The 26,420-nt window shown below is 68.1% G+C and carries 27 protein-coding genes and 1 riboswitch; of the genes, 16 read left to right on the top strand and 11 right to left on the bottom strand.

Going from position 1 to position 26,420, the window contains the following annotated elements; genetic code table 11:
• Nucleotides 1–103: 103 nt before the first annotated feature.
• Both KK131_RS06500 and KK131_RS06495 read left to right on the top strand, forming a co-directional pair.
• Nucleotides 104–430 (top strand): DUF6249 domain-containing protein, encoded by a 327-nt coding sequence (locus KK131_RS06500; RefSeq protein ID WP_214555860.1) that lies wholly within the window; start codon nucleotides 104–106, stop codon nucleotides 428–430.
• Nucleotides 431–548: 118 nt separating this feature from the next.
• The gene (locus KK131_RS06495; RefSeq protein ID WP_214555859.1) at nucleotides 549–1,175 is read left to right on the top strand and encodes a trimeric intracellular cation channel family protein; all 627 of its coding nucleotides are present in this window, start codon (nucleotides 549–551) and stop codon (nucleotides 1,173–1,175) included.
• A 15-nt stretch (nucleotides 1,176–1,190) separates the two neighbouring features.
• On the opposite strand, the gene dinB is transcribed toward KK131_RS06495, so the two are convergent.
• The 3 genes from dinB to KK131_RS06480 form a co-directional block, all read right to left on the bottom strand.
• Complete coding sequence (gene dinB / locus KK131_RS06490) at nucleotides 1,191–2,267, bottom strand: DNA polymerase IV (RefSeq protein WP_214555858.1); 1,077 nt, start codon at nucleotides 2,265–2,267, stop codon at nucleotides 1,191–1,193.
• A 66-nt stretch (nucleotides 2,268–2,333) separates the two neighbouring features.
• Nucleotides 2,334–3,275, bottom strand: coding sequence for a YbhN family protein (locus tag KK131_RS06485; RefSeq protein WP_214555857.1), 942 nt, complete (start codon nucleotides 3,273–3,275; stop codon nucleotides 2,334–2,336).
• Nucleotides 3,272–4,177, bottom strand: coding sequence for a hypothetical protein (locus KK131_RS06480; protein ID WP_214555856.1), 906 nt, complete (start codon nucleotides 4,175–4,177; stop codon nucleotides 3,272–3,274). The genes KK131_RS06485 and KK131_RS06480 overlap by 4 nt, the downstream gene beginning before the upstream one ends.
• A gap of 16 nt (nucleotides 4,178–4,193) precedes the next feature.
• Nucleotides 4,194–4,268: riboswitch (S-adenosyl-L-homocysteine riboswitch) on the bottom strand.
• Nucleotides 4,269–4,443: 175 nt separating this feature from the next.
• Here KK131_RS06480 and KK131_RS06475 point away from each other — a divergent pair.
• The 5 genes from KK131_RS06475 (at nucleotide 4,444) to KK131_RS06455 (ending at nucleotide 11,058) form a co-directional block, all read left to right on the top strand.
• The gene (locus KK131_RS06475) at nucleotides 4,444–5,778 is read left to right on the top strand and encodes an amino acid permease (RefSeq protein WP_214555855.1); all 1,335 of its coding nucleotides are present in this window, start codon (nucleotides 4,444–4,446) and stop codon (nucleotides 5,776–5,778) included.
• A gap of 154 nt (nucleotides 5,779–5,932) precedes the next feature.
• A complete protein-coding gene (locus KK131_RS06470; protein ID WP_214555854.1) occupies nucleotides 5,933–6,088 on the top strand; it encodes a hypothetical protein in 156 nt (51 codons plus the stop codon).
• A complete protein-coding gene (gltS, locus tag KK131_RS06465) occupies nucleotides 6,085–7,287 on the top strand; it encodes a sodium/glutamate symporter (protein ID WP_214555853.1) in 1,203 nt (400 codons plus the stop codon). Before KK131_RS06470 ends, gltS begins: the two co-directional genes overlap by 4 nt.
• 242 nt (nucleotides 7,288–7,529) lie before the next feature.
• Nucleotides 7,530–8,801 (top strand): FAD-dependent oxidoreductase, encoded by a 1,272-nt coding sequence (locus tag KK131_RS06460; protein WP_214555852.1) that lies wholly within the window; start codon nucleotides 7,530–7,532, stop codon nucleotides 8,799–8,801.
• Nucleotides 8,802–8,919: 118 nt separating this feature from the next.
• A complete protein-coding gene (locus KK131_RS06455; protein WP_214555851.1) occupies nucleotides 8,920–11,058 on the top strand; it encodes a beta-agarase in 2,139 nt (712 codons plus the stop codon).
• Nucleotides 11,059–11,095: 37 nt separating this feature from the next.
• Here KK131_RS06455 and KK131_RS06450 read toward each other — a convergent pair whose 3' ends face one another.
• The 3 genes from KK131_RS06450 to KK131_RS06440 all read right to left on the bottom strand — a co-directional run bounded on the left by KK131_RS06450 (nucleotide 11,096) and on the right by KK131_RS06440 (nucleotide 13,854).
• Nucleotides 11,096–11,470, bottom strand: coding sequence for a DUF6572 domain-containing protein (locus tag KK131_RS06450; RefSeq protein ID WP_214555850.1), 375 nt, complete (start codon nucleotides 11,468–11,470; stop codon nucleotides 11,096–11,098).
• Between the two features lie 9 nt (nucleotides 11,471–11,479).
• A complete protein-coding gene (locus tag KK131_RS06445) occupies nucleotides 11,480–12,412 on the bottom strand; it encodes an RHS repeat-associated core domain-containing protein (protein WP_214555849.1) in 933 nt (310 codons plus the stop codon).
• 95 nt (nucleotides 12,413–12,507) lie between these two features.
• Nucleotides 12,508–13,854 (bottom strand): hypothetical protein, encoded by a 1,347-nt coding sequence (locus KK131_RS06440; protein ID WP_214555848.1) that lies wholly within the window; start codon nucleotides 13,852–13,854, stop codon nucleotides 12,508–12,510.
• A 157-nt stretch (nucleotides 13,855–14,011) separates the two neighbouring features.
• On the opposite strand from KK131_RS06440, the gene KK131_RS06435 reads away from it, so the two are divergent.
• Nucleotides 14,012–14,440 (top strand): hypothetical protein, encoded by a 429-nt coding sequence (locus tag KK131_RS06435; protein WP_214555847.1) that lies wholly within the window; start codon nucleotides 14,012–14,014, stop codon nucleotides 14,438–14,440.
• A gap of 42 nt (nucleotides 14,441–14,482) precedes the next feature.
• On the opposite strand, the gene KK131_RS06430 is transcribed toward KK131_RS06435, so the two are convergent.
• Genes KK131_RS06430 through KK131_RS06420 form a run of 3 tightly spaced genes read right to left on the bottom strand, consistent with a single transcriptional unit; the run spans nucleotide 14,483 to nucleotide 16,276 of the window.
• The gene (locus KK131_RS06430) at nucleotides 14,483–14,890 is read right to left on the bottom strand and encodes a hypothetical protein (protein ID WP_214555846.1); all 408 of its coding nucleotides are present in this window, start codon (nucleotides 14,888–14,890) and stop codon (nucleotides 14,483–14,485) included.
• Nucleotides 14,887–15,357, bottom strand: a complete 471-nt coding sequence (locus tag KK131_RS06425; RefSeq protein WP_214555845.1) for an Mpo1-like protein — start codon at nucleotides 15,355–15,357, stop codon at nucleotides 14,887–14,889. Before KK131_RS06425 ends, KK131_RS06430 begins: the two co-directional genes overlap by 4 nt.
• 22 nt (nucleotides 15,358–15,379) lie before the next feature.
• Nucleotides 15,380–16,276: a phosphoribosylaminoimidazolesuccinocarboxamide synthase gene (locus KK131_RS06420; RefSeq protein ID WP_214555844.1), complete on the bottom strand. Its 897-nt coding sequence runs from the start codon at nucleotides 16,274–16,276 to the stop codon at nucleotides 15,380–15,382.
• Between the two features lie 126 nt (nucleotides 16,277–16,402).
• On the opposite strand from KK131_RS06420, the gene KK131_RS06415 reads away from it, so the two are divergent.
• The 3 genes from KK131_RS06415 to rpe all read left to right on the top strand — a co-directional run bounded on the left by KK131_RS06415 (nucleotide 16,403) and on the right by rpe (nucleotide 18,336).
• Nucleotides 16,403–16,717: a c-type cytochrome gene (locus tag KK131_RS06415; protein WP_214555843.1), complete on the top strand. Its 315-nt coding sequence runs from the start codon at nucleotides 16,403–16,405 to the stop codon at nucleotides 16,715–16,717.
• On the top strand, nucleotides 16,714–17,526 hold the full coding sequence (gene djlA, locus KK131_RS06410; RefSeq protein WP_214555842.1) for a co-chaperone DjlA: 813 nt from the start codon (nucleotides 16,714–16,716) through the stop codon (nucleotides 17,524–17,526). The genes KK131_RS06415 and djlA overlap by 4 nt, the downstream gene beginning before the upstream one ends.
• A 141-nt stretch (nucleotides 17,527–17,667) precedes the next feature.
• Nucleotides 17,668–18,336 (top strand): ribulose-phosphate 3-epimerase, encoded by a 669-nt coding sequence (gene rpe, locus KK131_RS06405; protein ID WP_214555841.1) that lies wholly within the window; start codon nucleotides 17,668–17,670, stop codon nucleotides 18,334–18,336.
• Between the two features lie 347 nt (nucleotides 18,337–18,683).
• On the opposite strand, the gene KK131_RS17725 is transcribed toward rpe, so the two are convergent.
• Nucleotides 18,684–18,815 carry a hypothetical protein gene (locus KK131_RS17725; protein ID WP_284731445.1) on the bottom strand — a complete coding sequence of 44 codons (132 nt, stop codon included), beginning with the start codon at nucleotides 18,813–18,815 and terminating at the stop codon, nucleotides 18,684–18,686.
• 304 nt (nucleotides 18,816–19,119) lie between these two features.
• Here KK131_RS17725 and pdsR point away from each other — a divergent pair, with 304 nt between their 5' ends.
• The 4 genes from pdsR to trpE all read left to right on the top strand — a co-directional run bounded on the left by pdsR (nucleotide 19,120) and on the right by trpE (nucleotide 23,971).
• Nucleotides 19,120–19,809: a proteobacterial dedicated sortase system response regulator gene (pdsR, locus tag KK131_RS06400; protein WP_214555840.1), complete on the top strand. Its 690-nt coding sequence runs from the start codon at nucleotides 19,120–19,122 to the stop codon at nucleotides 19,807–19,809.
• Nucleotides 19,806–20,381 (top strand): hypothetical protein, encoded by a 576-nt coding sequence (locus tag KK131_RS06395; RefSeq protein WP_214555839.1) that lies wholly within the window; start codon nucleotides 19,806–19,808, stop codon nucleotides 20,379–20,381. Before pdsR ends, KK131_RS06395 begins: the two co-directional genes overlap by 4 nt.
• Before the next feature lie 12 nt (nucleotides 20,382–20,393).
• Nucleotides 20,394–22,424, top strand: a complete 2,031-nt coding sequence (locus KK131_RS06390) for an ATP-binding protein (RefSeq protein ID WP_214555838.1) — start codon at nucleotides 20,394–20,396, stop codon at nucleotides 22,422–22,424.
• Between the two features lie 74 nt (nucleotides 22,425–22,498).
• Nucleotides 22,499–23,971: an anthranilate synthase component I gene (gene trpE / locus KK131_RS06385; protein ID WP_214556667.1), complete on the top strand. Its 1,473-nt coding sequence runs from the start codon at nucleotides 22,499–22,501 to the stop codon at nucleotides 23,969–23,971.
• A gap of 9 nt (nucleotides 23,972–23,980) precedes the next feature.
• Here the strand turns inward: trpE and KK131_RS06380 are convergent, their stop codons facing one another.
• A complete protein-coding gene (locus KK131_RS06380) occupies nucleotides 23,981–24,616 on the bottom strand; it encodes an HTH domain-containing protein (RefSeq protein WP_214555837.1) in 636 nt (211 codons plus the stop codon).
• A 174-nt stretch (nucleotides 24,617–24,790) separates the two neighbouring features.
• On the opposite strand from KK131_RS06380, the gene KK131_RS06375 reads away from it, so the two are divergent.
• Complete coding sequence (locus tag KK131_RS06375; RefSeq protein WP_250887040.1) at nucleotides 24,791–26,398, top strand: Ig-like domain-containing protein; 1,608 nt, start codon at nucleotides 24,791–24,793, stop codon at nucleotides 26,396–26,398.
• Nucleotides 26,399–26,420 lie beyond the last annotated feature (22 nt).

Raw genomic sequence — 26,420 nt, 5'->3', positions numbered from 1 at the left:
GGCGGGAAACGGTTGCAAGCACTTTGTCGCAACCGTTCGCGGGCTGCCCGTATCCAAGGTCTCGAAGGTCCACCATCCCGTACCCGCCACAAGGAAAGCCGTCATGAATTTCGAAATCCTGATCCCGATCAGCCTGTTCGTCTGCATCGCCTACGCCATCAAGGTCGTGGTGGACGCGAGGGTGCGCCGCCAGATGGTCAACGCCGGCGGCTCGGAGGAACTGGTCAACTCCGTGCTGCGCGACGAGGAACTGCGCCGCCGCCATTCCTCGCTGCGCTGGGGCATCGTGCTGGTCTCGCTGGCGCTCGGCTTCGGCCTGATCCAGTGGTTCGGCTGGCAGGACGTCACGCCCGGTCTGGTCGCCGTGCTGGCCGGCGCCACCGGCCTGGGCAACCTGGCGTTCTTCGCGATCTCGCGCAAGCTGGGCTGAGGGCCTGTTCAATGCCTTCGCGCGGCGCGGGCCGTGTGGAGGTATTGAGCAGGCTCAAAAACTGGTTCAATGGCGGGCATCGCCGCATCGTCGGCATGCCCGCGAACGAACCGGCCGCATGAATGAGCAACTGCTGTTCAACCTGGTGGATCTGGCCGGCACGTTCGCTTTCGCGATCAGCGGCGCGACCGCGGCGCGGCGCTGCAACCTCGACCTGTTCGGCATCCTGGCGATCGCCTTCATCACTGCCTGCGGCGGCGGCATTGCGCGCGACCTGTGCATCGGCGCGATCCCGCCGGCGGGTCTGTCCGACTGGCGCTACCTGCTCACCGCGGTCGTCGCCGCGCTGCTCACCATCGGGGCCTATCCGTGGGTGGAGCGGCTGACTTATCCGGTGCGCCTGTTCGACGCGATGGGGCTGGGTCTGTTCGCGGTGTACGGCGCGCACAAGGCGCTGGCGTTCGGCCACAACGCGGAGGTGGCGATCCTGCTGGGCATGGTCACCGCGATCGGCGGCGGCATGGCGCGCGACGTGCTGCTGGCGCGCGTGTCGGTCGTGCTGCAGAAGGAGATCTATGCGCTGGCCGCGTTCGTCGGCGCCGTGCTGACGGTGATCGGCGAGCGCCTGCATTGGCCGGCCGCATGGGCAACCTGGCTGCCGATCCTGGCCTGCTTCGGGCTGCGCTTCCTGTCGCTGCGCTACCACTGGAACCTGCCGCGCTTCGGCCGCGACCGCCAGGCGTGACGCGCCACGCCGCGGTCAGTCGAACAGGTCCGTCTGCGCCTGGTAGCTGTCCTGGTCGACGAAGCCGGCCAGGCCCACGCCGACCAGGCGGTAGCGGCTGTCGGCGGGGCGCTCGACCCGTTCGCGCAGGGCGCAGGCGATCTCGGCCAGTTCGTTCGCCGACAGCGGCCGTTGCGGCGGGGTGAGGCTGCGCGTCAGCGTGTGGAAGTCCGCGGTCTTCAGTTTCAGCACGACGGTGCGTGCCACGCGCCCGTGCTCGCGCTGGTGGCCGGCCCAGGCCTTTTCGGCGAGCCGGCGGATGTGCGGCTCGAGTTCGTCGAGCCGCAGGTCGTGCTCGAACGTGTCCTCGGCGGAAACCTGCAGGGTGAGGCGCTCCGGCTGCACCGGATGTTCGTCGATGCCGTGCGCCAGTTCGTGCAGGCGCCGGCCCCAGCGGCCGAAGCGCTGCTCCAGTTCCGCCTGCGCGAACGCGCGCAGCTCGCCCACGGTGGCGATGCCGAGCGCGGCCAGCTTCGCCTCCATCACCTTGCCCACGCCGGGCAGGCGGCCGACCGGCAACGGGGTGAGGAACGCCTCGACCTGGTGCGGGCGCACCACGTACAGGCCGTCGGGCTTGCGGAAATCCGAGGCGATCTTGGCGAGGAACTTGTTCGGCGCCACGCCGGCCGACGCGGTGAGCTGCGTCTCCTCGCGGATCGCCGCACGGATCGCCTCGGCGGTGGCGGTGGCCGAGGGCAGGCCGGTTTTTGTTTCGGTGACGTCGAGGTAGGCCTCGTCCAGCGACAGCGGCTCGATCAGATCGGTATGCCGCGCGAAGATTTCGCGCACCTGCCGCGACACCGCCTTGTAGCGCGCGAAGTCCGGCGGCACGAAGATCAGCTGCGGGCACAGCCGCTCGGCGCGGATCGCCGGCATCGCCGAACGCACGCCGAACACGCGCGCCTCGTAGCTGGCCGCGCACACCACCGAACGCGCGCCGCGCCAGGCCACCGCCACCGGCTTGCCGCGCAGCGAGGGGTCGTCGCGCTGCTCCACCGACGCGTAGAACGCGTCCATGTCGACGTGGAGAATCTTGCGTGGAGCGGAGGACAAGCGCGTGGCCGGGCCAGTGGGGACCGGGCCATTCTAGCGAGCGGGATGCGCCGCGCCGAACCGGGCTCAGCGACGTCGGCGCCCGCGCCACTCGAACACCGCCAGCGCGGCGCTGGCCAGCACGAACGGCAGCGCGGTGTAGGTCAGCCGGTAGCACAGGATCGCGGCGAGCAGGTCGGCGCGCGCCGCAGGCGGAAACGACGCCAGCATGATCGTCTCGAACACGCCCAGCCCGCCCGGCGAATGGCTGACGATGCCAGCCAGCACGGCGCCCACGTAGATCGGCAGGAAATCCACGAACGGCGGCGCGGACGCCGCCGGCAGCAGCGTGTACAGCGCGCCGAGCGCGGCCAGCATCTCCACCCCGCCGACCAGCATCTGCGTGGCGGCGATGCGCGCGCTCGGCAGCGCCAGGGTCCAGCGCCCCAGCGCGAGCGTGCGCGGACGGGCGAGCCAGACCACCAGGGCGACCAGCAGCAGCAACAGCGCCATGCCGGGCCAGCGGCCCCAGCCCTGGGTGATCGCCGGCTGCCAGCACAGCGCGCCGGTGATCACCACGGTGAAACCCAGCCCCACACCGAACCCGGCCAGCGCCACGATGCGCGCGATGTCGCTGGCACCGAGTCCGGCCGTGGCGTAGATGCGATAGCGCAGCGCGGTGCCGGTGATCGCATGGAAGCCCAGCGTGTTCGAGATGCCCTGGGTGACCGCGCCGGCGAACGCGGCCAGCTTCGCCGGAATGCGCTCGCGCGCCACGGTGCGTGCCGCCAGCACGTCGAACATCGCCAGCATCGTCAGGCTGAGCAGCGCCGCGCCGGCCGAACCCGCGATACGCCAACCCGGCAACTGCGACCAAGCCGTGGCCACGTCGCGCCAGGCGAGATGGGTGACGTAGCGATGCAACAGCCACAGCGCCAGCCCGAACGCCGCCAGCGATCCGATCCACGACAGCAGGCGCAGCCAGCGCGCGGGCGACCCGGCGGGAGCGTGCGGGCTCGACGTGCTCAAGGGGCGTCCGTCAGCGCAGCCGGCAGCAGGCGGGCGGCCACGTCCCGCGCCAGTCGTTCGGCCGCGGCCGGGTGCGCGGCCAGGTGCAGGAACGGCTCGATCAGCTCCAGCTCCATCACCAGGAAATGCCCGCCGCTGACCACGCCGTCGACGCGCACGTAGGCGTGGTCGGCATGGCCGATCGCGGCCACCGCGGCCAGCGCACGGTCGGCCGCGGCCAGGGTGGCGGCGTCGGGTTGCGCCGGCTCGGCGCTGCCGCCGTACTCGCCCTGCACGCGGTAGTCGCCCGCGGCCGGGCGCTTGATCACCGCATGGCTGAATTCGCCGGCGAAATAAAGCAGCGACCATTCGCCGTCGCTGGCCACTTCCGGCACGAACGGCTGCACCAGGTAGTCGTACTCGCGCGGCAACTGCGCCACCGCGGCGGCGAACGCCGCGTCGCCGGCCGTGCCGCGCAGCGTGTGCCAGGCGCCGCCGCTGATGCTCGGCTTGATCACCACCGCTTGTCCCGTCATCGCCGCCAGCACGCCGGGCAGCGCGGCTGTACTGGCCAGCCGGGTGGGAATGACCGCCACGCCATGCTGCGCGAGTTCGAGCAGATAGCGCTTGTCGCTGTTCCAGCGCAGCAGCGCGCTGTCGTTGATGGTGGGAATGCCCAGCGCATCGAGCCGGTCCAGCCAGTCGAGGAACGCCGCGTGGTGCTTGAAGTAGTCCCAGATGGTGCGGATCAGCACGCCGTCGAACGCCGACCAGTCCACTGCCGGGTCGTTCCATACACAGACCACCGGCGGCAGGCCGAGGCGCTCCAGCGAAGCCGCCAGGTGCGCGTCGTCGGGCTGGATCGACGGATGGTCGGCGGACGTGGCGAGGGCGAGCCGGCGAGTGGCGGGGCGAATGGGCATGGCGACACCTCCAATAGCGGAAAGGGCGCCCTTGAACGGATTCGCGTACCGAGCGTGGCGGACGGCGTCCGCTGCAGCACCCCTCGGCAGCGATGGCGCCGCGCCATCGACGCGGCGTCATGAACCGGCAGCGCAGGTCGCGCCGCCGGCGACAGTCTTCCGGTGCGGCCGCGGCTTGTCAATTTGCCGGATGGCATGTCGCCAGGCGCAACCCCATGCCACGCGGGACTGGTAGAAACCGCATCGACAATGGCAAGGTAGCCGGCATGCTGACCGAACCCGCCAATGCCTATGCCCGTCGCCTGAACACCTGGGACGCCGCGATGATCGTCATCGGCGGCGTGATCGGGGCAGGCATCTTCCTCACCCCGGCCACGGTCGCGCGCAACACGTCGTCGGGTGCGGAGGTGCTGATCCTGTGGGCGATCGGCGGCCTGCTGACCCTGGCCGGCGTGCTGTGCTACGCCGAACTGGGCGCGCGGCGGCCGCAGGCGGGCGGCATCTACGTCTACCTGCGCGAGGCGTTCGGCCTGCTGCCGGCGTTTCTGTTCGGCTGGACCATGGCGCTGATCAACTACCCCGGCAGCGTGGCGGCGGTGGCGACGATGTTCGCCGAGTACCTGTGCGCCGCGCTCGGGCTGCCGCCGCTGCTGTACGTGAAGCCGGTGGCGGTGGGCGCGATCGTGTTCATCGTGGGCGTGAACCTGTTCGGCATCCGAGCCGGCGCGTGGATGCAGAACGTGTTCACCGTGCTGAAGCTGGCCGCGATCGCCTTGCTGGTGGTCGCCGGGCTGGTGCTGGCGCACGGCCAGCTGGGGCCGGTGCTGGTGGTGGACGCGGCACCGCCCGTGTCGCCGTGGTCGTTCGTCGGCGCGCTGCTGCCGGTGCTGTTCACCTACGGCGGCTTCCACTACCTCAACGATCTTGCCGGCGAAGTGCGCAACCCGCAGCGCACGTTGCCGCGCGCGCTGGGCATGGGCATGGCCGGTGTGCTGATCTGCTACCTGCTGGCCAATTTCGCCTACCTGGCCGGGCTCGGCCACGCCGGGCTCGCCGCCAGCCAGGCGCCGGCGGCGGACCTGATGCGCCGCCTGTTCGGCGAGCACGGCGCCACCGTGATCGCGGTGGGCATCGCCTGTTCCACCTTCGGCTACTGCAGTATCGCGATCGCCGGCGGCGCACGCGTGCTGCAGACGATGGGCGCGGACGGCGTGTTCTTCCGCGCCGCCGGCCGCGTCGACCTGCGCACGCGCGCGCCGCAGATCGCGCTGGCCCTGCTCGGCGTCTGGGCGGTGGTGCTGACCCTGTCCGGCAGCTTCAACCAGCTGCTCAACTACACCACGGTGGGCGAGTGGCTGGGCCACGTGTTCGGCATCGGCACGCTGTTCTGGTACCGCAAGCATTTCATCGACCAGCCGGCGCCGTACCAGGTGCCGTTCTACCCGCTGCTGCCGCTGATCTTCGTGATCACCGTGTTCGGCGTGATCATGGCCAGCGCGATCCACGCGCCGGGCGACGCCGGCATGAGCCTGCTGATCATCGCGCTGGGCGTGCCGGTGTATTACGGCTGGCGCTGGCTGGAAGGGCGCAGGACGGCCTGAACGGCGTCGTCCGGACATGTGTCGCCGCACATAGCCTGCGGTTGTGGAACCTGCACCCATTGGCAGTGGCATGTCACCGGCACAACCGATACGGTGGTCGGTGCGTTGCCCGATTTTTCACCCGTGCGGAATCACGACAGCCAGGGGACACACCATGCCCACCATGACTGCCCACCGACGACAGTTCGCGATCGATCTGCTGTCCAGCCGCTGCGACGATGCCGCTCCGTTGCCGCTGGCGGCCCGCCGGGCGGTGGCCGGCGATCGGCACTTCCGCGGCCATCACGCGATGAAGGAAATCGTCACATGATCCAGCTGGATGCCGTGGAGACCCTGGCCTTCGGCGGCGTGGTGCTGTTCGGCGGCTACGCCTTGTGCCGGCTGATCCCCGTGCTGGGCCGCTACAACGTTCCCGAGCCGGTGGTCGGTGGCCTGGTGATGGCCTTGATCGCGCTGGTGGCGTATCGCTTCGATACCATCCTGGTCGCCTTCGACACCAGTCTGCAGCAACCGCTGATGGTGGCGTTCTTCACCACCGTGGGCGTCAATGCCAGCCTGGCGCTGCTGCGCGTCAGCGGTCGCCAGGTGATGGTGTTCCTGGCGCTGGCCAGCGTGTTCGCGGTGCTGCAGAACCTGCTGGGCATCAGCGTCGCGACCGCGTTCGGCCTGCATCCGCTGTTCGGCGTGCTGGCCGGTTCCACCACGTTGACCGGCGGCCCGGCGACCGGGCTGGCGTTTGCGCCGCTGTTCGAGCAGGCTGGCGTGGCGGGTGCCGAGTCGATCGCGATCAGTTCGGCGATGGCCGGCATCATCTGCGGTGGCGTGATCGGCGGCCCGGTGATCACCTTGCTGATCCGGCGTTTCAACCTGCGCTCCTCTCGCGCCGCCGCGAGTGTGCCCGCCGCCGCTGCCGCCGCGTTGCTGGCCGAGGAACCGCAGGACGATGCCGGGCGCGAGTTCGCCGCGCTCAAGAGCATCGTGATCATCCTGATCGCGATGTGGGCCGGCTCCTGGGTCGGGCAGGGTTTCGCGGCGCTGGGGCTGACCCTGCCGGCGTACATAGGCGCGATGCTGGTGGGCGCGTTGATCCGCAATATCGACGACTACACCGGCTGGATCGGTTTGTCCGTGCGCAGCACCGACGTGATCGGCAATGTCGCCCTGGCGATGTTCCTTGCGGTGGCGCTGATGAACCTGCGCCTGTGGGAACTCGCGGGGCTGGCGCTTCCGCTGCTGGTCAACCTTGCCCTGCAGATCGTGCTGGTGGTGCTGTTCTGCATCCCGGTATTCCGCCTGATGGGCCGCGACTACGATGCGGCGGTGATGGGCGGCGGTTTCATCGGCTTCATGCTGGGCACCACCGCCAATGCGATGGCGGTGATGCGCACGCTGGTGGAGCGCTACGGCGCGGCGCCGCGCGCGTTCCTGGTGGCACCGCTGGTCGGCGCGTTCTTCATCGATTTCACCAATGCGCTGATCATCACCGGGTTCCTGAATTTCTGGGAATGAACGGCCGGCCATAACTGCAGGTTAATCCATGCCGACATAAAGCGATGTGGCAACGGAGGGCTTGCCCGCTAGGCTAGGCGCATGTCCGGTAACGCCCACATTCGCTGTCCATGCCGTGCGATTTGCCGGCCGGCGCCGATGCCGAAACGCGCTTGGATGGCTGCCGATCCGAGGCGCGAAGACAACGGGCGTTCGCCGGATCGACGGCCGTGCAAACGCCACTCGAACCGGCAGGACCTTCCATGACGACGACCGATCCACGGTCGGCGGCGTCCGCGCCCGGTGCGCAGGCGCCGGCCGACGAGGGCGCGGCGGACGTCACCGTGCTGGGCGCGGGCGTGGTCGGCATGGCCACCGCCTATGCGGCGGCGCGCCGTGGCCTGTCGGTACGCCTGGTCGATCGTGCGGCCGGCCCCGCGCTGGCCACCTCGTTCGCCAACGGTGCCCAGCTGAGCTATGTCTATACCGACGCGCTGGGCAGCCCGGCGCTGTGGAAACATCTGCCGCAGCTTCTGCTGGGTCTCGACCCGGTGTTCCGCATGCATTGGCTGTTCGATCCGGACTCGCTGAAATGGGGGCTGGCGTTTCTGCGCAACACGACGGCGTCGCGCTTTCGCGAGAACACCCTGGCCGTGCTCGAGCTGGCGATGGAATCGAAGTCGGCGATGGATGCGCTGCTGCAGAGGCATCGGATCGAATTCAGCCATTCGGCGCCCGGCAAGATGCACCTGTACCACGACGCCGGCGCGCTGCGCCGGGCAGAGGCGATCGCCGCCATCAAGCAGCGGCACGGCGTGGTGCAGCAGGTGCTGTCGCCGCGCGAGGCGGTGGCGGTCGAGCCGGCGCTGGAAGGTGTGGCGGGCCTGGTCGGCGTGCTGCATTCGCCGCAGGAGGAGGTGGGCGATCCGCATCGTTTCTGCGTCGAACTGCTGCACGTGCTGCGCGAGCAATACGGCGTGCAGGCGTGTTTCGAAACCGATGTCGACGATCTGCTGCGCGAGCCGGGTGCGGTCACGCTGACCACCCGCGACGGTCGCCGCCTGCGTTCGCGGCAACTGGTGGTGTGCGCGGGAGTGGAGTCGACGCGGCTGGCGCGCAAGCTCGGCATCCGCATGCCGCTGATGCCGATGAAGGGGTACTCCTTCACCACCCGCTGTGGCTTGCACACGCCGGTCGCCAGCATCACCGACACCACGCGCAAGCTGGTGTTCTGCCGCCTCGGCGATCACCTGCGGGTGGCCGGCCTGGCCGAACTGGGCGTGCGCGATACCGCGGTGGATCCCGGGCGCAGCGATCTGCTGGTGGCCCTGGCGCGCGCATCGCTGCCTGCCGCCGCGGACTATGACGCCATCGAAAGCCGCTGGGCCGGCTTGCGCCCGATGACGCCGTCGTCGATGCCGATCATGCGCCGGGTGCAGGACGGCATCGTGTTCAACGTCGGCCACGGCATGCTGGGCTGGACGCTCGCCATGGGCGCGGGCGAGCGGGCGGCCGCGTTGCTGGCGCACCGCTGACCACACGGCACCGCCGCGCGCGTTGCGGAAAATCGGTGGACGCTCGCGTACATGCATCGCGATGGCTGCGCTTCACCTTCGCGCGCCATACTCGGCCTTTCAACGAAGGTCACGGATCATGAAACGGATCGTCTTCGCCGGTTGCCTCAGTCTGCTGGTGTTGGGTGGCTGTCATGCGGATGCGTCGGTGGCGTCGATCGACCTGGCCGCGACGACGGCGCCTGTCACGCTGGACCACGTGCGCCGCGATGGCGCGCCGCAGCCGGTCGCGGGTTTCACCTTGCAGCGCTACACCTTCGAAGCGGCCGCCGCGCCGGCGCTGACAGTGACACCGGCGCGCACCTGGCCCGCTGGCGACGAGCTGCACGTGCAGGTGCAGAACGCGATGCCGTGGGCGGTCACGCTGACCGTCGACATCGACGGTGCGAGCCCGGATCAGCACCTGCACGCGCAAGTCGGCCTGCCTGCCGGACCGGCGCAGACGCTGGTGATCCCCCTGCACGCGGCGAGTCCGCGCGCCATGGGCATGCAGGCCGCGCCGCCGATGCCGTTCGACGACCACGGCCGGGCCATCCTGCTCGCCACCACGGTGGAAGGCACGCTCGATCCGCGTGCAGTGCGCGCGCTGCGGTTCGGCGTGCCGGCGCCGCAGGCTGCGCAGACCTTGCTGCTGGGACGCGTCGAGGCAGTGTCGGGCCAGGACCTGCAACGGGCTGCCTACAGCGGCATCGTCGACCGTTACGGCCAGGCCAGCCGCGCCCGCTGGTCGGAGAAAATCGATTCCGATGCGGCCTTGCGCGCCGCGCACGTGCGCGAACAAGCCGCGCTCAAGCAGGCGAAGCCAGCATCGGTGGGGCAGGACGCATACGGCGGGCGTCTGGACGTCCAAAGCCTCGCCAAAACCGGCTGGTTCCATACGCAGAAGCAGGGTGGCCGCTGGCATCTGGTGACACCCGACGGCCACGCGTTCTTCTCGCTCGGCGTCAACGCCGTGACGGCCGACGGCGGGCGCAGCTATGTCGAAGGCCGCGAGTTCATGTTCAAGGACCTGCCGCCGGACAGCGGCGAGTGGGCCGCGTTTTATGGCAGTGGCGACAATCGCAACAGGGACCAGGGCGCCAGCCAGGGCATCGGCCACAACCACGGCCGCTGGTTCGATTTCTACGCGGCGAACCTGTATCGCGTCGATGGCAAGAACTGGCTGGCCGCGTGGCGCACGCGCACGCTGGATCGGCTGCAGGCGTGGGGCTTCAACACCGTCGGCAACTGGAGCGACGATGCGCTGGGCCAGGCACGCCGGCTGCCGTACACGCGCTCGATCAACATTGCCGGCGACTACGCCAACGTCGCCAGCGGCTACGACTACTGGGGCCGCATGCCCGATCCGTTCGACCCGCGTTTCGTGCAGGCCGCCGAGCGGGCAGTGATCAGGGCGAGCGCCGGCGTGCGCAACGATCCCTGGCTGCTCGGCTACTTCGCCGACAACGAACTGGCCTGGGCCGGCAGCGGCCCGCAAGGCCGCTGGGGCCTTGCGCTCGGCACGCTGGCCGGCGACGCGAAGAGCCCGGCCAAGCAGGCTTTCATCGCGATGCTGCGCCAGCAGTACACGGCGCCGGAAACGCTGGCCGCGGCATGGGGCATCGCGCTCACTTCATGGGACGCGCTCGACGCCGCCGGCTTCGCCGCACCCGCGCCGAACGAAGCGCATCCGGCGATCGCACGCGACTACAGCGCCTGGCTGCGCCGCTACGCCGACACCTATTTCCGCACGGTGGCGGAAGCCATCCACCGGTACGACCCGCAGCACCTGTTCCTCGGCGGCCGCTTCGCCGTGAACACGCACGAAGCCGTCACCGCCTGCGCCCAGTACTGCGACGTGGTCAGCTTCAACGTCTACGCCGACCTGCCGCAGCATGGTTTCGACGCGACTGCGATGCATGCATTGGACAAGCCGGCGCTGATCAGCGAATTCCACTTTGGCTCCGATGATCGCGGCCCGTTCGGCAAGGGCGTGGTGCCGGTATGGAGCGAACAGCAGCGCGGCGAGGCGTATGCGCGCTTCGTCGCCGCTGCTGCCGCCAACCCCGATATCGTCGGCGCACACTGGTTCCAGTACACCGACCAACCCGTGACCGGCCGCCTGCTCGACGGCGAGAACAGCCATATCGGGCTGGTGGGGACCACCGATATTCCGTTTGGCGGGTTTGTCGACGCCGTGCGGGGGGCGAATGTAAGGGCTGCGCATCCGCGTGAATGAGGAAGTGCGGTGTGCTTCGGGATTGAATTCACCCGGCCTATTTCGGCAATGTCTCGAAATTCGCCTCAAAAGCGATGTCTTTCACGAACTCGCTCTTTTTCAACGCGTCCCCGTAAGACGGAATCAAGAACACATTTTTTGAGAATCGCTCGAAGAACTCAGAGGCCTCGTTCTGAGGAGCATCGTAGAAGTCAACTGAAACGATGATCTTCTTCCCTTTGGCTTCAGGAAATTGCTCGGTTAGCTGGCCGTCAATCGCTGCATCGATGCATCCGTACATCCGCTGCTGGAGAAGTCGCAGACGGTCATCAATGTCTGACCAATCTCCCTCCTCGACAAGAACCATTTTCATGACGTCCGGGGAGTCGCCCTTGACGACGAAATCCACTACGAAAGTGTGTGACTTGTTCACGTCGCAAACCTAGCAGCGGTCAATAGTGCATGACTTGAGGACAGTAGATTTCCCTGACTCAAGTCCTGCATCCGTCGCGTTTTTACCAACCGGGGTGACCTCTCGGCCTGCATTGATGTCATCAAACAACTTTGCCTGACCCTTACTCAAGTCGGCACCACCCGTTTTCGTTTCAATGACTCCTCGATCTTTGGTGACGAAGTCGGTCCTTGTTCTGGTGCCATCGGAAGTTTTGATGGTCACCTGTTCACCAGCAATATGATCACCATACTTTGCTCGGGTTAAAGCCTCTCCGGCTTTTCCCTGTGCCACATTTTTCTGCAATGTAGTAGGAGGTGTGGGAGATTCCGACAACACCTTGTCGACCATTATGGCGGTTTTCACATAAACGACCGCTGCACCCGCACCGGAAGCTGTCGCCATCACCCCGACCCCGGCTACGGCATAGGGAACCAGCGGTTTCGTTGCCTCCGGATGCTGTGCGAAGGACCGGGCCATCGCACCGCAACTAAAGTCGGCATCGACACATCGCCCATCCGGATCGGTGTTGTTGACCGGATTGTTGTTGGCGTAGCCGTACCGGTTGAAGTTGTACAGGTTACCCGTTACAGGGTTGATCGGATCGGCGCTGAGGAAGCGTCCCGTGGTCGGATCGTAATAGCGCGCCTGCATATACACGAGTCCGGTATCCGGATCGTTCACATGCCCGGTATATCCCGGCCCGTTCGGTGCCGGGCTCATGCTTGCCACCGCGGTGCCGTACGGTGTGTAGTCGTATCTTGCCGTGATGTTGCCGTTCGCGTCGGCTTCCGCCAGCACCGTGCCCTGCGGGTCAGTGTAGACGTAAGTCACTGTGCCAGCGTGCAGCAAGCCAGAGAAAAGCAGAACAAGCAAACCACCGATCCGCTGGCAGTTGAACCATCTCCCTGAACGATCGCCCATGTTCCCTCCCCTTGGCGTTACTCCAATATCGTCGAAACAGCCTACATCAAAGCCTGATCTCCTTGGCAAGAGTTGGCCACAGTGGGCCACAGTGGCTATTTCCTGGCGTAACGCTCCCGTCGCCGATGCTTGCTCTCGGCCATCGCCTTGAACCGATTCATCGTCTGCAGCCAGAGCGGATCGTGGCTGGCCTCGTTCTCGCTGTCGGCATCGGGCACGCGGTTGAACGGGATGCGCATCGGCGCGGCGTCGTGTTCGAGCGCCAGCTGCATGCTGCCGAAGTAGAGTTTGTTGTAGCCGAACTTCGCGTTGATGCGGTCGACCAGCGCGTCGACTCGGCCGGTGTCTTCGGTTGCTGCGAACAGCGAGCCGCTGCTTTGCGTGCGTGGCACCAGGCGCATCAGAGTGACGCTGACCGACAGCGGGATGGCGTTGGTCGGGCCAGGCAATAATCGACGGCGCTGGCTGCTATCGAGCATGCCGTTCAGCAGGCGCAGCAGTTCGCGGCTGTCGTCGGTGGGGTCGAACGCGAGGTCGCGTTCCCAGCGCTGGTCGTGGCCGATGAAGCGGATGCGCACGGCCATGGCGCCGCTGAGCATTTCCTCGCGGCGCATGCGCATCGCCGCCTTCACCAGCAGTTTCTTCAGCACCGCGCGGGCGCCGGCGGGCGTGCGCAGTTCCGGGCCCAGCACGTGCGAGTGGCCGATCGAGCCGCGTTCGGTGGGTGCGGTCGGCAGCCAGGCGCCGCGCAGCAGGCCCCACATGCGCTCGCCTTCGATGCCGCCCCAGGCGCGGCGCAGCACCGGCTTCGAGGCGGCGGTGAGCTGGGCCACGCTGGTGATGCCGGCTTCGTGCAGGCGCGCTTCCATCGACGGACCGATGCCGCACAGGTCGCGCAATGCCAGCCCATGCAGTGCGTGCGGCAGATCGGCCAGTTCGATCACGGTGAGGCCGTCGGGCTTCTTCATGTCCGAGGCGGTCTTGGCCAGGAAGTCGTTCGGCGCGATGCCGATCGAGCAGCGGATCGCGCCGCCGGGCGCGGCCAGCGCGATCTCGTCTTTCACCTGTTGCGCGATCTGCTCGGCAATCTCGCGCCGGCGCTGGCGGCCGACCAGTTCGCAGGCCACCTCGTCGATCGAGCCGACCCGGCCCACCGGGATCGCGTGGTCGATCGCTTCCATCAGCCGGTGATGCCAGGCCACGTAGCGTTCCGGCCGCGCCACGCGAATCTGGATGCCGGGGCAGCGCCGCCGCGCCTCGCGCACCATGGTGCCGGTGCCCACGCCGAACGCCTTGGCCTCGTAGCTGGCGGCGATCAGGCTGGTGGTTTCGGCGGCCACCGGCGCCACGCCCACCGGGCAGCCGCGCAGGCTCGGGTCCTCGTGCTGCTCGACCGAGGCGAAGTAACTGTTGAAGTCGACGAACAGGCTGCGCAGAGTCATGGCACATCTCTCAAGCGGGTCGATGATATAGCGCGGGTGGATCTCGCCGCGGGAGACGCCGGCGCGGCCATCGGCTAGGCTGGCGCCACCGCCGGGGAGAGCGGACGGCATGGGGATGCCGCCGGGCGGTTTTTCCTTCCACTGACTAGGGGGTTGTATGGGTACTTCGACGTTGGCCGCGCTGGCCGGCATGGGGCTGTTCGCGATCCTGGTGATGATCGTCGTGGGCGTACTGCTTGCGGCGCTGGTGCTGAGCGTGGCGTTCCGGCTGGTGGTCGGCTACATGCCGTCCTACCTGCGCGCGCTGGGCGCGGTGGTGCTGACCTGGATCGCGGCAGCCGTGGCGATGGTGGTCGTGGGCATGGTCTCGCACGGCAGCGCGGGCGGATTGCTGTCGTTGCTGGTGCAATTCCTGGTGGGCGCCGCGGTGGTGAACTACCTGCTGCTGGCGCAGAACGGCAGCCAGATCGGCTACGGCAAGGCGTGTGTGGTGCAACTGGTGTATCTGGTGATCGGCATCGTGCTTGGCGTGATCATCGGCGGCATCATGATGGTGTTCTTCGGCAGCATGCTGGCGCACATGTGACCGCGGCGGAGGGGCGGGGCAGCCCGCTCCTCCGCCGGGCGTTCAGGCCAGGCTGGTGGCGACGCCGAAGCTGATCGCCATGATCACCGCCACCGCCATGCACGCACTGCCGGGGCGGATGCGGCGGGCGTCGATGCGCGGCACCAGCCGCCACAGCAGGATGCTGCCGATCAGCATGTCCAGCACCAGCGTCCAGCGCAGCAGGCCGGAGCTCAGCAGTGCGCCGTAGGGCGGGTGCAGGTGGCCTTCGTAGGCGGCCACGCCGACCACCAGCAGCAGGCCGAGCATGGTCCACAGCAGGCAGGCCAGGTAGATGCGGTTGAACACCACCGCGCAGCGCTCGGCCCAGCGCAATACGGACCAGCCGATCAGGGCGAATGCCAGCGCGGCCATGCTGCTGTACAGCACCCACCAGAGCAGGCTGCTGATCACGGTAAGCAGGGTGGTCATGTGACTTGCTTGAACCCCAGTTTGCGCAGCAGCTTGGCCATCAGCCACGCCGGACCGATCAGCAGGTAGGAAAGGTCGGTGAGGAAGCTCGGCTTGCGTCCCTCGAACTTGTGCCCGATGAACTGGCCGATCCAGGCGACCACGAACACGCCGACCGCCAGGTAGCAGAGCTGTGCGACGCCGAGTCGCCAGTACAGGTAGTTGGTGAGCAGGCCGAGCAGGGCGAACACGATCAGCAGGCCGACCGCCAGGCGGTGCGAACGCCGCCAGTACCAGTAGAACGCCAGCACCATCACCAGCACCGCCCAGGCGCCGGGGCGCAACTGGCTGACGGGTACCGGGATGGCCCACAGCAGCGCGATCACCGACCACACGATCGGCGGCACGCAGAACCAGTGGAACACCTGGTTGGTCGGGTTCTGATGGTCGCCGCTGTAGCTGTCGAGCCAGTCCTGCATGGTGCGCATGGCATTTCCCCCCATGGAAGCTTCAGTCGAGCCGGATACCGGCCAGCCGCTGCAGGGCCTCGGCGTATTTGGCGGCGGTGCGGGCGATCACCTCGTCCGGAATCACCGGGCCGGGCGCGGTCTTGTTCCAGTCCTGCGTCTCCAGCCAGTCGCGCACGAACTGCTTGTCGTAGCTGGGCGGGCTGATCCCGACGCGGTATTCGTCGGCCGGCCAGAAGCGCGAGGAATCCGGCGTCAGCATCTCGTCCATCACGTACAGCTTGCCGCTGGCGTCGGTGCCGAACTCGAACTTGGTGTCGGCGATGATGATGCCGCGCTCGGCCGCATAGGCAGCGGCCCAGCGGTAGATCGCCAGGGTGGCGTCGCGCACCTGGTTGGCCAGGTCGGCGCCCACCGCGTCCACCACGGCGTCGAAGCTGACGTTCTGGTCGTGGTCGCCCACCGCGGCCTTGGTCGACGGCGTGAAGATCGGCGCGGGCAGCTGCTGCGCCTGCTTGAGGCCAGCCGGCAGCGCGATGCCGCACAGCGAGCCGGTCGCCTGGTAATCCTTCCAGCCGGAACCGATCAGGTAGCCGCGCGCGATCGCTTCCACCGGCACCGGCTTCAACCGCCGCGTCACCACCGCGCGCTTCTCGTACAGCTTGAGGTCGGTGCCGGGCGGCAGCACCTCGGCCAGCGGCACGTCGAGCAGGTGGTTCGGCACCAGGTGCGCGGTCTTGCCGAACCAGAAGTTGGAGATCTGGGTGAGCATCTCGCCCTTGCCGGGGATCGGGTTCGGCATCACCACGTCGAACGCCGAAAGCCGGTCGGTGGCCACCATCAGCAGCCGATCGTCGGACAACGCGTAGACATCGCGCACCTTGCCGCGATGGATCAGCTCAAGGCCGGGCAGGTTCGATTGCGGCAGGGTGGTGGGCACGGCAGCGGGTTCCACGTGGCGGGAAAGCGCCCATTCTAGCCGCTGCGGCCGCGGTGCCGGAAACGCGCCCTCGGGGAATCCGGGCGCGCTGCTAGAATTGGCGATCCCTGGCCCCATGTGTTGCCGATGCGAATTCCATTGACCGCGGCGCTCTGCCTGCTCGCCGCCCTCCCCATCTGCGCGCAAACGCCGGCGCCGCCCGCGCGGCTGGGTCTGTGCGCCGCCTGCCACGGCGCCAGCGGCCATGCCGGCATGCCGGGCGTGCCGCACCTGGCCGGGCAGCGGCTGGACTACCTGCGCGACGCGCTGAAGCAGTACCGCGACGGCCGCCGCAACGTGCCGGTGATGCGCGCCGCGATCGGCCCGGTCAGCGACGTCGAACTCGACGCGCTGGCGCGCTGGTACAGCGCGCAGTCGCCGCAGCCGCAGGGACAGCCATGAGTTTTACCTACACGTTGTGGTTCGCGTTCTTCGGTCTGCTCATCGGCCACATGCCCGGCGCCATCACCGGCGCGGTGCTGGGCTTCATCTTCGACAACATGCGCTACAGCCAGCGCAAGCGCGCCACCCCGGAGGCCGGCGGCTTCGTCGGCCCGCTGTTCACCCTGCTCGGCGCGGTGGCGAAGTCCGATGGCCGCGTGTCGGAGCAGGAGATCGCGATCGCCGAACGCCTGATGACGCGGATGAACCTCGACGCCGAACAGCGCAAGCAGGCGGTGGCCAGCTTCAACGTCGGCAAGCAGCCGGAATTCGACGTCACCCAGACCATCACCGCATTGCGCAACTGGGTCGGCCTGCGCCGCGACCACGGGTTCCCGGTGCTCGACGTGGTGATCGAGACCGTGCTGGCCGAGGGCAACCCGCCGCCGGAGAAGATGGCGATCCTGCGCCAGCTGGCGTTCGCGCTGCGGATCAGCGACATGGAGCTGATGGCGCTGATGGCGATGAAGGGCTACGCGTGGAACGCTGCTGCCGGCGGGTCGCGCGGCTACGGCCACGCCTACGGCACCGGCGGCGGCTATGTGCCGCCGCAGCGCGCGCCGCAGGGACCGGACCCGTACGCGGTGCTCGGCATCGACCGCAACGCGGACGACCGCGCGGTGAAACGCGCCTACCGCAAGCTGATCTCCGAACACCACCCCGACCGCCTCGGCGACCTGCCCGAAGACATGCGCAAGCGCGCCGAGTCGCGCGCCAGCGATATCAATGCCGCGTACGACCGGATCAAGGAAATGCGCGGCTTCAAGTGATTTGGGTCGGGAATGGGGAATACGGAAAAGCCGCACGCCGAGGCGTGGCGGTGGGTGACGCCATCGCCGGGTCTGCCGCGGGGGAGCCCGCTTTCCTCTATTCTCTATTCCCTCGATTCCTGTTCCCTGCAGCGTAGCGCCATGCCCAAGCAAGCCCCGATCATCGCCCCATCCATCCTTGCCGCCGATTTCGCGCGGCTCGGCGAAGACACCGCCGCGGCGCTGGCCGCCGGCGCCGACTGGGTGCACTTCGACGTGATGGACAACCATTACGTGCCGAACCTCACGATCGGGCCGATGGTGCTGCAGTCGCTGCGCAAGTACGGCATCACCGCGCCGGTCGACGTGCACCTGATGGTGAAGCCGGTCGACCGCATCGTGCCGGACTTCGCCAAGGCCGGCGCCAGCCTGATCAGCTTCCATCCGGAGGCGAGCGAGCATATCGACCGCACCTTGGGCCTGATCAAGGAATCGGGCTGCCAGGCCGGGCTGGTGTTCAACCCGGCCACGCCGCTGGACTACCTCGACTACGTGATGGACAAGCTCGACCTGATCCTGATCATGTCGGTGAACCCGGGCTTCGGCGGGCAGAAGTTCATCCCCGGCGCGCTGGAGAAACTGCGCCAGGCGCGAGCGCGCATCGACGCGAGCGGCCGTGCGATCCGGCTGGAGATCGACGGCGGCGTCACCGCGCAGAACATCGGTGCGATCGCCGCCGCCGGCGCCGACACCTTCGTGGCCGGCTCGGCGATCTTCCACGCAGCGGATTACGCCACCGAGATCGCCGCCATGCGCAAGGCGATCGGCTGAGCAGCGGCCTTCGGCGGCGTTCGCCGCAAAACACCCACGCATAAAAGTCCCGACGCAGTGAACGGCTGCGCCGGGACAAACGTCGTCGGAGACGTGTGAGGAAACACCATTGATTGGTGTGCCGGCACGGCCATTTGACAGGGGGAGATCGACTGCCGTGCCGGCACGTTCCACGGCAAGAGGAACGGTACCAATCAGTAATACTGACCGGGGTGGTCCGGTTTGGTTCCCGGCAGAATTATGAACGGGCGGAAGCCGCAGTCCTGTCAGGTTCATGGCCGAAAAAATCCCCTCGCAAGGAGGGGAAAGCAATCACCATGCGGGACGGAGTGCGGATAGTGGAGCGGCTACAGGGGCTGCCAGTCGGGATCGGTCTGCTCTTGCCCCGCCTCCGGCACGATTCCTTTCGTGCCGGAGGCACGGTTGCCTTCCACGGCGAATGGATTGAACGAGGACGGGTCGAAACAGGATTTGTACATGGCGTCCACCTCAAAGGCTGAGCAGCAGTCCGAGCAGAAGCGCGCCGATCGCCAGCGCGGCGCGCAGCGGCTCGAAACCGTGCAGTTCGGCGTTGGGATCGCGTTCGGGCGATTCGATGGGCGGCATGGTGAACTTCCCGGTTGATGGCCTGATTCACATCAAACCGCCACCGCGGGCGCTGGCGCCGGCGGAATCGGGCCGGCCGGCTGCCGGCATGTGGCGAAACGCAGGCAGGCGCGCTGCATGGCTTGCGTACGCGCGGCCCGCATAGCACGCTGCGCGCACCACTACAGGGAGCGCGCCATGGGCCGCAGCATAGCCATCGTCGAAGACGAACCGTTGATCCGTGCCAATTACGTCGAGGCGCTGAACCGCTTCGGCTACGACGCGCGCGGCTACGGTTCGCGCCAGGAAGCATCCAGCGCGTTCGCGATGCGCCTGCCCGAACTGGTGATCATCGACATCGGCCTGGGCGACGAGCCGGAGGGCGGCTTCGACCTGTGCCGCGAGCTGCGCGCGAAGTCGGCGACGCTGCCGATCATCTTCCTCACCGCGCGCGACTCGGATTTCGACGTGATCTCCGGCCTGCGCCTGGGTGCCGACGACTACCTCAGCAAGGACACCAGCCTGCACCAGCTGGCCGCGCGCATCGCCGCGCTGTTCCGCCGCATCGAGTCGCTGAAGGTGCCGGTGTCCAGCGAAACGGTGATCGAGCACGGGCCGCTGAAGCTGGAGTCCGAGCGCATGCGGATCACCTGGAACGGCGAGGAGATCCCGCTCACCGTCACCGAGTTCTGGATGGTGCACACGCTGATCCGCTTCCCCGGCCACGTGAAGAACCGCGACCAACTGATGCGCGAGGCGGAACTCGTCGTGGACGACGCCACCATCACCTCGCACATCAAGCGCATCCGCAAGAAGTTCATCGCGGTGGCGCCGGAGTTCGACGCGATCGAGACCGTGCACGGCGTCGGCTACCGGTGGAAACCGTGAGCCGGCGCATCGGGCTGGCGTTGGTGCTGTGCGCGTTCGCGGCGCTGGCGCAGGCGGCCGGCGAGGGCGACGACGTGCTGGCGCGCGGCGCCCGCGACGGCAACGCACCGGCCTGGGCGATCCGTGTCGCCACGCCGGCCGGCTGGACGCGCGACTGCTGCACCTATGCGCGCGCGATCGGCGTCAATGCCGTGCTGTACCAGGGCGAATGGAGCGGCAAGCCGCAGCGGGTGATGGTGCTCAATGTATGGCCGCGCCAATTGCCCACCCTGGCCGGCGAGGTGCAGGCCGACCGCAAGCGCTACCTGCAGCACGACCCGGCCGGCAAGGTGTCCGGCTTCGCCGTGCGGCACCCGGCCATGCCGTGCGAGGCCTCGGTCTACCAGGGCAGCGACCGCATCGACGACGTGCTGGTGTTCTGCGATCCGGGCGCGGCCAGCGGCGTGCGGCTGAGCTGGTCGATGGCGTTCGACGACGCCGACCCGTCGCGCCGCGCGTTGCTCGACGACTTCATGCGCGTGGTGGTGGCCTCGCGCTGGGCGAAGGACGCGGCGCCCGCGCATGGCCGCTGACCCTCGGTTCCGATGACCCTGCGCCGCAAGCTGCTGCTGGTCGCGCTGTGCACGCTGGCGCTGCCGATCGCCGGCTGGCTGTACGTGCGCCAGATGGAAACGCTGCTGCGCGAAGGCCAGGCGCAGGCGCTGCTGGCGTCGGCGAATGCGGTGGCGCGCAGCCTGGTGGTGACCGGCGCGATGGCGCCGGCGTCGGGCCGGGGCTGGTACGTGCAGCAGGCGCCGAATCCGATCACCGTCGATGGCTATGGCGACGACTGGGCGCCGCTGACGCCGTGGAGCCAGCCGCTGGGCGCGCGCGGCAAGCTGCTGCTGGCCGCGGACGACGACGGGCTGTACCTGTACGCTGACGTGCGCGCCACCCGGCGCACGCGCGCCGACGCCGACGACGCGAACGCGCTGGCCGCCGACCACCTGATCCTCTCGCTGGGCAACGCGAACGGCCGGCGCCGCTACCTGCTGGCCAGCGCGGCGCCGGGGCCGCTCACGGCGCGGCCGCTGGATCCACCGGTCGACGGCCTGCCCGAGCTGATCACCGCGCAATGGCAGGAGGACGGCAGCGGCTATCGGGTCGAACTGCGCCTGCCGCGTGGTCTGCAATTGCACACGCTCGGCGTCGGCGTGTACGACGCGGCGGCCGGCGGCGACCGGCTGGCCGCCGATACGCGGCCCTTGCTCAGTTACTCGGACAAGCTTTCCGGCGAGCTGGTGCAGCTGGTGCCCGATCGCGTGCAGGCACGCGTGCTGGCGCCGCAGGGCTGGCTGCTGGCGCGCAGTGGCCGCCTGAACACGATGCCCGGCAGCGATGGCCAGCCGGGCTGGTTCGCCGCGCTGGTCTATCGCTCGCTGCTGGCGACCCGGCTGGAAGATGCGAGCCTGTGGGCGCAGGACGTGCCGCGGCTGGATACCCGCGAAGTCGCCGCGGCGGGCATCGGCAAACCGGTGTCGGTCTGGCGCAGCGGCGAGGAGCGCGGCAGCGTGGTGCTGGCCGCTGCGGTGCCGATCGAGCGTGCCGGCCAGGTCGATGGCGTGCTGCTGCTGGAGCAGGCCAGCCGCACGGTGCCGCTGCTGGCCAACCGCGCGCTGTTCGGCCTGCTGCTGACCAGCTTCGGCGTGCTGCTGGTGGCCGGCGGCATCCTGTTGCTGTTCGCCACCCGGCTCAGCCTGCGGCTGGGCCGCCTGCGCAACGCGGCCGAGCGCGCGCAGCTCAACGATGGACGTCTGGACGGCTTGTTCGAGCGGGGAAAATTCCCGATGACCGACGCGCCGGACGAGATCGGCGACCTGGCGCGCAGCTTCGAGCGGCTGTTCGAGGTGGTCGGCAACTACACCGACTACCTGCGCACGCTGGCCTCGAAACTCTCGCACGAACTCAACACGCCGCTGGCGATCGTGAAGTCGTCGCTGGACAACCTCGAGCATGCGCTGCAGGAACGGGCCGCGCTGCCGGCCGAGGCGCAGCCGTACCTGGCTCGCGCCCGCGACGGCGTGGCCCGGCTCGGTGCGCTGGTGCGCGCGATGAGCGAGTCGAGCCGGATGGAGCGTGCGATCGCCGCGGCCGAACCCGAGGACGTCGACCTGCGCGAAGTGGTACGCGGCTGCGCCGATGCCTACCGCCCGCTGATCGGCGCGCGCCGGCTCGACTGCATGCTGCCCGACGCGCCATTGCGCCTGCACTGCGCGCCCGAGCTGGTCGCGCAGGCGCTGGACAAGCTGCTCGACAACGCGCTGTCGTTCACCCCGCCCGACGGCTGGCTGCGGCTCACCCTGCGCGGCGCGCCGGACGGCGCCGAGATCGAGCTGGCCAACCAGGGCCCGCCGTTGCCCGCGGCGATGCAGGGCCGGCTGTTCGATTCGCTGGTCAGCCTGCGCGACAAGGCCACCCCCGGCGACGCCCCGCACCTGGGCCTGGGCCTCTATGTCGTGCGCCTGGTCGCCGAGCGCCACGGTGGCGTCGCCAGTGCACGCAACCTCGACGACGGCGGCGGCGTGGCGTTCTCGCTGCGCCTGCACGGCATGCCGCGCCAGCGGCTGAGTGGCTGAGGCCACGCTTCGCCTACAATGGCCGCTTCCTCGTTTGGCCATCCGGATCTCCCCACGTGATCTCCCCAGATAAAATCAGCCGAGCCGAATTCGACGCGCTGGTGGCCCAAGGGCATACGCGCATTCCGCTGGTGCGCGAGGTGTTTTCCGACCTCGACACGCCGCTGTCGGTGTACCTGAAACTGGCCGACGGCCCGTACACCTTCCTGTTTGAATCGGTCGATGGCGGCGCCACCTGGGGACGCTATTCGATCATCGGGCTGCCGGCGAAGCGGGTGTTCCGCCTGCGCGGGCACGAACTCGAAGTGGAGGATTCGGGCGAGATCACCGAGCGTCGGCATCTGGACGATCCGCTCGCGGAAATCGAAAAGCTGCGCCAGCAGTACGACGTGCCGCGGCTGCCGCAGCTGCCGGCGTTCAGCGGCGGCCTGGTCGGCTACTTCGGTTTCGAGACGATCGGCTACATCGAGCCGCGGCTGGCGCAGTGGGATCGCGCCGACGAGCTGGGCACGCCCGACGTGCTGCTGATGCTTGCCGAGGAGGTCGCGGTATTCGACAACCTCAAGGGCCGGCTGTACCTGATCGTGCACGCCGACCCGGCGCAGCCGCAGGCTTACGCCGAGGCGCAGCGCCGGCTCGACGCGCTGGTCTACCGGCTGCGCCAGGGCGGCGCCTCGTACCCGCAGCTCACGCAGTCGATCGCGCTGGACGAGGGCGACTTCAAATCCTCGTTCACCAAGCCCGAATTCGAGGCGATGGTCGAGCGCGCGAAGGAATACATCCGCGCCGGCGACATCTTCCAGGTAGTGCCGTCGCAGCGTTTGAGCGTGCGCTTCAACGCGCGGCCGGTCGACGTGTACCGCGCGCTGCGCGCGCTGAACCCGTCGCCGTACATGTACTTCGTCGACCTCGGCGAGACCCAGATCGTCGGCTCCTCGCCGGAAATCCTGGCGCGGCTGAAGGACGGCAAGGTGGTGGTGCGCCCGCTCGCCGGCACGCGCAAGCGCGGTGCCACGGAAGAAGAAGATCGGGCGCTGGAAGCCGAACTGCTGGCCGATCCGAAGGAGCGCGCCGAGCACGTGATGCTGATCGACCTGGGCCGCAACGACCTGGGCCGGATCAGCGAGACCGGCAGCGTGGAAGTGAGCGACTCGTTCGCGATCGAACGCTACTCGCACGTGATGCACATCGTCTCGCAGGTGCAGGGCACCGTGCGCGCCGGCCTGTCCTACATGGACGTGTTGAAGGCCACGTTTCCGGCCGGCACGCTCAGCGGCGCGCCGAAGGTGCGCGCGCTGGAGATCATCCAGGAACTGGAGCCGTACAAGCGCAACATCTATGGCGGCGCGATCGGCTGGATCGGCTGGTGGGGCGACGCCGACACCGCCATCGCGATCCGCACCGCGGTGATCCACGGCGGCCGCCTGCACGTGCAGGCCGGCGCCGGCATCGTGTTCGATTCCGACCCCGCCGCCGAGTGGGAGGAGACGATGAACAAGGGCCGTGCGCTGTTCCGCGCGGTGGCGCAGGCGGCGAAGGGGTTGTGACGGCGCGGCTTAGTCCGGGGGGGTGAACTTGAAGCGGCACACGTTGCCGCCCCTGGCCATGCATTCCTGGTGGTCCACCTTGCTGCCGGTGAAGTTCGACAACAGGGCCAGGTCGAACTGGCAGATGTCGGGATCCTTCATCGCCAGGTTGTGGAAAATGCAGTTGTCGGCCTCGATGACCAGCGGATCGCCTTCGGTTTCCGACGGCCGGGTGTCGTAGCCGAGTTCCTCCATGATCTCCGACAGCTCGTGGACGCGCTGCTTGGGGTCGAGTTGTGCGGGGTGCTGCCGGCGGAATTTCTCCGCGATCCTGGCGCCCATGGCCTTGAGGCGCTCGCGGAGCTTCTCGGCGCCTGACTCCTGCTTGATGGATTCGATCACCAGCTCGGCGAACCAGGAATACTGGCGGGGGAACAGCTCCCGGCCTGCGTCGGAAAGTACATAGAGCTGTTCCGGGCGCCCGCCGGAAGGGCGGCTTGCGCCAAGCGCGACCAGTCCGCTGTTTTCCAGCGACACCAGATGCTGGCGAACGGCCGTCCGCGTGATTTCGAGCTTTCCCGAGAGCCGCTCGATGGTCATGCCGCTCTTCTTGCGCAAGAGCAGCTTGAGCAATTCCTGCTGTCGGGCACCAAGAACTTCGAGCATCTGCTTCCTCCTCAGGCCTGGGAACCGTCGCCGTGGATGGGCGGATAGTGTGCGCCGATTTGCTGCAAAACAACATAAAGTCCTGTCAAATCATTTATGACATAAAAAACTTGCATAAATGCTCTATATGCCTTAGCGTCGGGCCTCCATTCGGAGTGGCGAGGGGATACAGACATGATCAGGTTGCAGCTAGACAAGGCGCCGGGAGGGGCTGCACGCCGGTCCCGGAAAGACGGGCCAGGTGGGTCGGGCTCAAGCGCGGCAAGGCATGTCGGGTTGTCGGCGTTGCTGCTGACAGCCGGGCTGCTGGCCGGATGCGGCGGGGGCGGCAAGGACAAGACCGTCAGCACTCCCCCCACCGTCACTTCCACGGTGCCGGCCAGCGGAAGCACGAGCGCGCTCAATACGGCGGCCGTCTCGGCGACCTTCGACCGGGCCATGGACGCCGCTTCGCTCACTGCCGGAACCTTCACCCTGGCATGTCCCGCGGGAACCCCCGTGGAAGGGGCTGTCGCCTACGACGCGGCCAGCCGGAAGGCGACGCTGACCCCGACCGCCATGTTGCCGGCCGATACGTCCTGCACCGCCACGCTCAGCACCGGCGTCAAGGACAGCATGGGCGTTGCCCTGGCCAGCGCCTTCACCTGGTCGTTCAGCACCACCGTGGACCCGGCCGTGGTCGCCTCGGGCATGCAGATCTTCCGCTACGACACCTTCGGCGACGAAACGCAGTGGACCGATGCGCTGCACATGAACGACGTGATCTCGGCCGCGGTGGACCCGACGACGGCGCTGGCGGTAGGCCTGAAGGTCGATGCCGAAGCGCTGCCGGCCTCCGTGGTGGCGGGCATCCAGGACGGCAGCATCAGCCTGACCAGCACCGACACCACGATCGCCCTGCTGAAGCTCGATGCCGTGGTGGGCGTCAAGGGCACGGTCGAAACCGTGAACGGCAAGGACACGCTGACCCGCGTCGGCATCACCTGCGCGCTGTGCCATTCGACCGTGGACAACTCGTTTGCGCCGGGCATCGGCAAGCGCCTGGACGGTTGGCCCAATCGCGACCTGAATCCGGGCCTGATCATCTCGCTGTCGCCGGCCCTCACGGCCGCGCAGAAAGCGGTCTACAGCTCGTGGGGCAAGGGCATGTACGACCCGCGCTACAACTTCGACGGCATCAACGGCCCGCAGGTGATCTCGCCGGCGTTTGGCCTGGCCGGCATCCACAGCATCACCGCGACCGGCGACGGCAGCGACATCGCCTACTGGAACCGCTACGTGGGCGTGACCCAGATGGGTGGCCACGGCACGTTCACCGAACCGCGCACCGGCGTCAACGTCACCAACGGCACCGACGACCTGATCAGCAGCAAGCTGCCGGCCCTGCAGGCCTATCAGCTGACGCTGGCCGCGCCGGCGGCACCCGCGGGCAGTTTCGATGCGGCCGCCGCCCAGCGCGGCGCGGCATTGTTCAACGGCGCGGCCGGCTGTGTCACCTGTCACAGCGGTCCGGAATTCACCGATGCCAACACGCGCTTGCATGCACCCAGCGAAGTGGCCAGCGAACCGGAGCCCAACGGCGTACCCAGCTATGCCTCGCGCACGGCGACCAAGCAGTACCGCACCGCGCCGCTGAAGGGCGTCTGGCAGCACCCGCCGTATTTCCACAACGGCTCGGCCGCCACGCTGAAGGACGTGGTGATCGCCTACAACACGAAGAAGTCGCTGGGGCTGTCCGCCGGGGACGTCGACGACCTCGCGGAATACCTCAAGTCCTTGTAGTTGCAGCCTGAGTGCGGCATCG

The organism is Rhodanobacter sp. LX-99 (assembly GCF_018599185.1).
In the GTDB taxonomy this organism is placed as follows: Bacteria; Pseudomonadota; Gammaproteobacteria; order Xanthomonadales; family Rhodanobacteraceae; genus Rhodanobacter.
Note: the sequence above shows the minus strand (reverse complement) of the source record. Positions and strands in the feature narration are given on the sequence as shown.

Coding starts and splice junctions, on each gene's coding strand:
- rpe (WP_214555841.1), top strand. CDS start 17,668: ATGCCCAAGCAAGCCCCGATCATCGCCCCATCCATCCTTGCCGCCGAT.
- KK131_RS06480 (WP_214555856.1), bottom strand. CDS start 4,177: ATGCCCATTCGCCCCGCCACTCGCCGGCTCGCCCTCGCCACGTCCGCC.
- KK131_RS06375 (WP_250887040.1), top strand. CDS start 24,791: ATGATCAGGTTGCAGCTAGACAAGGCGCCGGGAGGGGCTGCACGCCGG.
- KK131_RS06475 (WP_214555855.1), top strand. CDS start 4,444: ATGCTGACCGAACCCGCCAATGCCTATGCCCGTCGCCTGAACACCTGG.
- djlA (WP_214555842.1), top strand. CDS start 16,714: ATGAGTTTTACCTACACGTTGTGGTTCGCGTTCTTCGGTCTGCTCATC.
- KK131_RS06415 (WP_214555843.1), top strand. CDS start 16,403: ATGCGAATTCCATTGACCGCGGCGCTCTGCCTGCTCGCCGCCCTCCCC.
- KK131_RS06455 (WP_214555851.1), top strand. CDS start 8,920: ATGAAACGGATCGTCTTCGCCGGTTGCCTCAGTCTGCTGGTGTTGGGT.
- KK131_RS06425 (WP_214555845.1), bottom strand. CDS start 15,357: ATGCGCACCATGCAGGACTGGCTCGACAGCTACAGCGGCGACCATCAG.
- KK131_RS17725 (WP_284731445.1), bottom strand. CDS start 18,815: ATGTACAAATCCTGTTTCGACCCGTCCTCGTTCAATCCATTCGCCGTG.
- KK131_RS06440 (WP_214555848.1), bottom strand. CDS start 13,854: ATGACTCTGCGCAGCCTGTTCGTCGACTTCAACAGTTACTTCGCCTCG.
- KK131_RS06500 (WP_214555860.1), top strand. CDS start 104: ATGAATTTCGAAATCCTGATCCCGATCAGCCTGTTCGTCTGCATCGCC.
- KK131_RS06390 (WP_214555838.1), top strand. CDS start 20,394: ATGACCCTGCGCCGCAAGCTGCTGCTGGTCGCGCTGTGCACGCTGGCG.
- KK131_RS06460 (WP_214555852.1), top strand. CDS start 7,530: ATGACGACGACCGATCCACGGTCGGCGGCGTCCGCGCCCGGTGCGCAG.
- KK131_RS06430 (WP_214555846.1), bottom strand. CDS start 14,890: ATGACCACCCTGCTTACCGTGATCAGCAGCCTGCTCTGGTGGGTGCTG.
- gltS (WP_214555853.1), top strand. CDS start 6,085: ATGATCCAGCTGGATGCCGTGGAGACCCTGGCCTTCGGCGGCGTGGTG.
- KK131_RS06380 (WP_214555837.1), bottom strand. CDS start 24,616: ATGCTCGAAGTTCTTGGTGCCCGACAGCAGGAATTGCTCAAGCTGCTC.
- KK131_RS06470 (WP_214555854.1), top strand. CDS start 5,933: ATGCCCACCATGACTGCCCACCGACGACAGTTCGCGATCGATCTGCTG.
- KK131_RS06435 (WP_214555847.1), top strand. CDS start 14,012: ATGGGTACTTCGACGTTGGCCGCGCTGGCCGGCATGGGGCTGTTCGCG.
- KK131_RS06445 (WP_214555849.1), bottom strand. CDS start 12,412: ATGGGCGATCGTTCAGGGAGATGGTTCAACTGCCAGCGGATCGGTGGT.
- KK131_RS06495 (WP_214555859.1), top strand. CDS start 549: ATGAATGAGCAACTGCTGTTCAACCTGGTGGATCTGGCCGGCACGTTC.
- pdsR (WP_214555840.1), top strand. CDS start 19,120: ATGGGCCGCAGCATAGCCATCGTCGAAGACGAACCGTTGATCCGTGCC.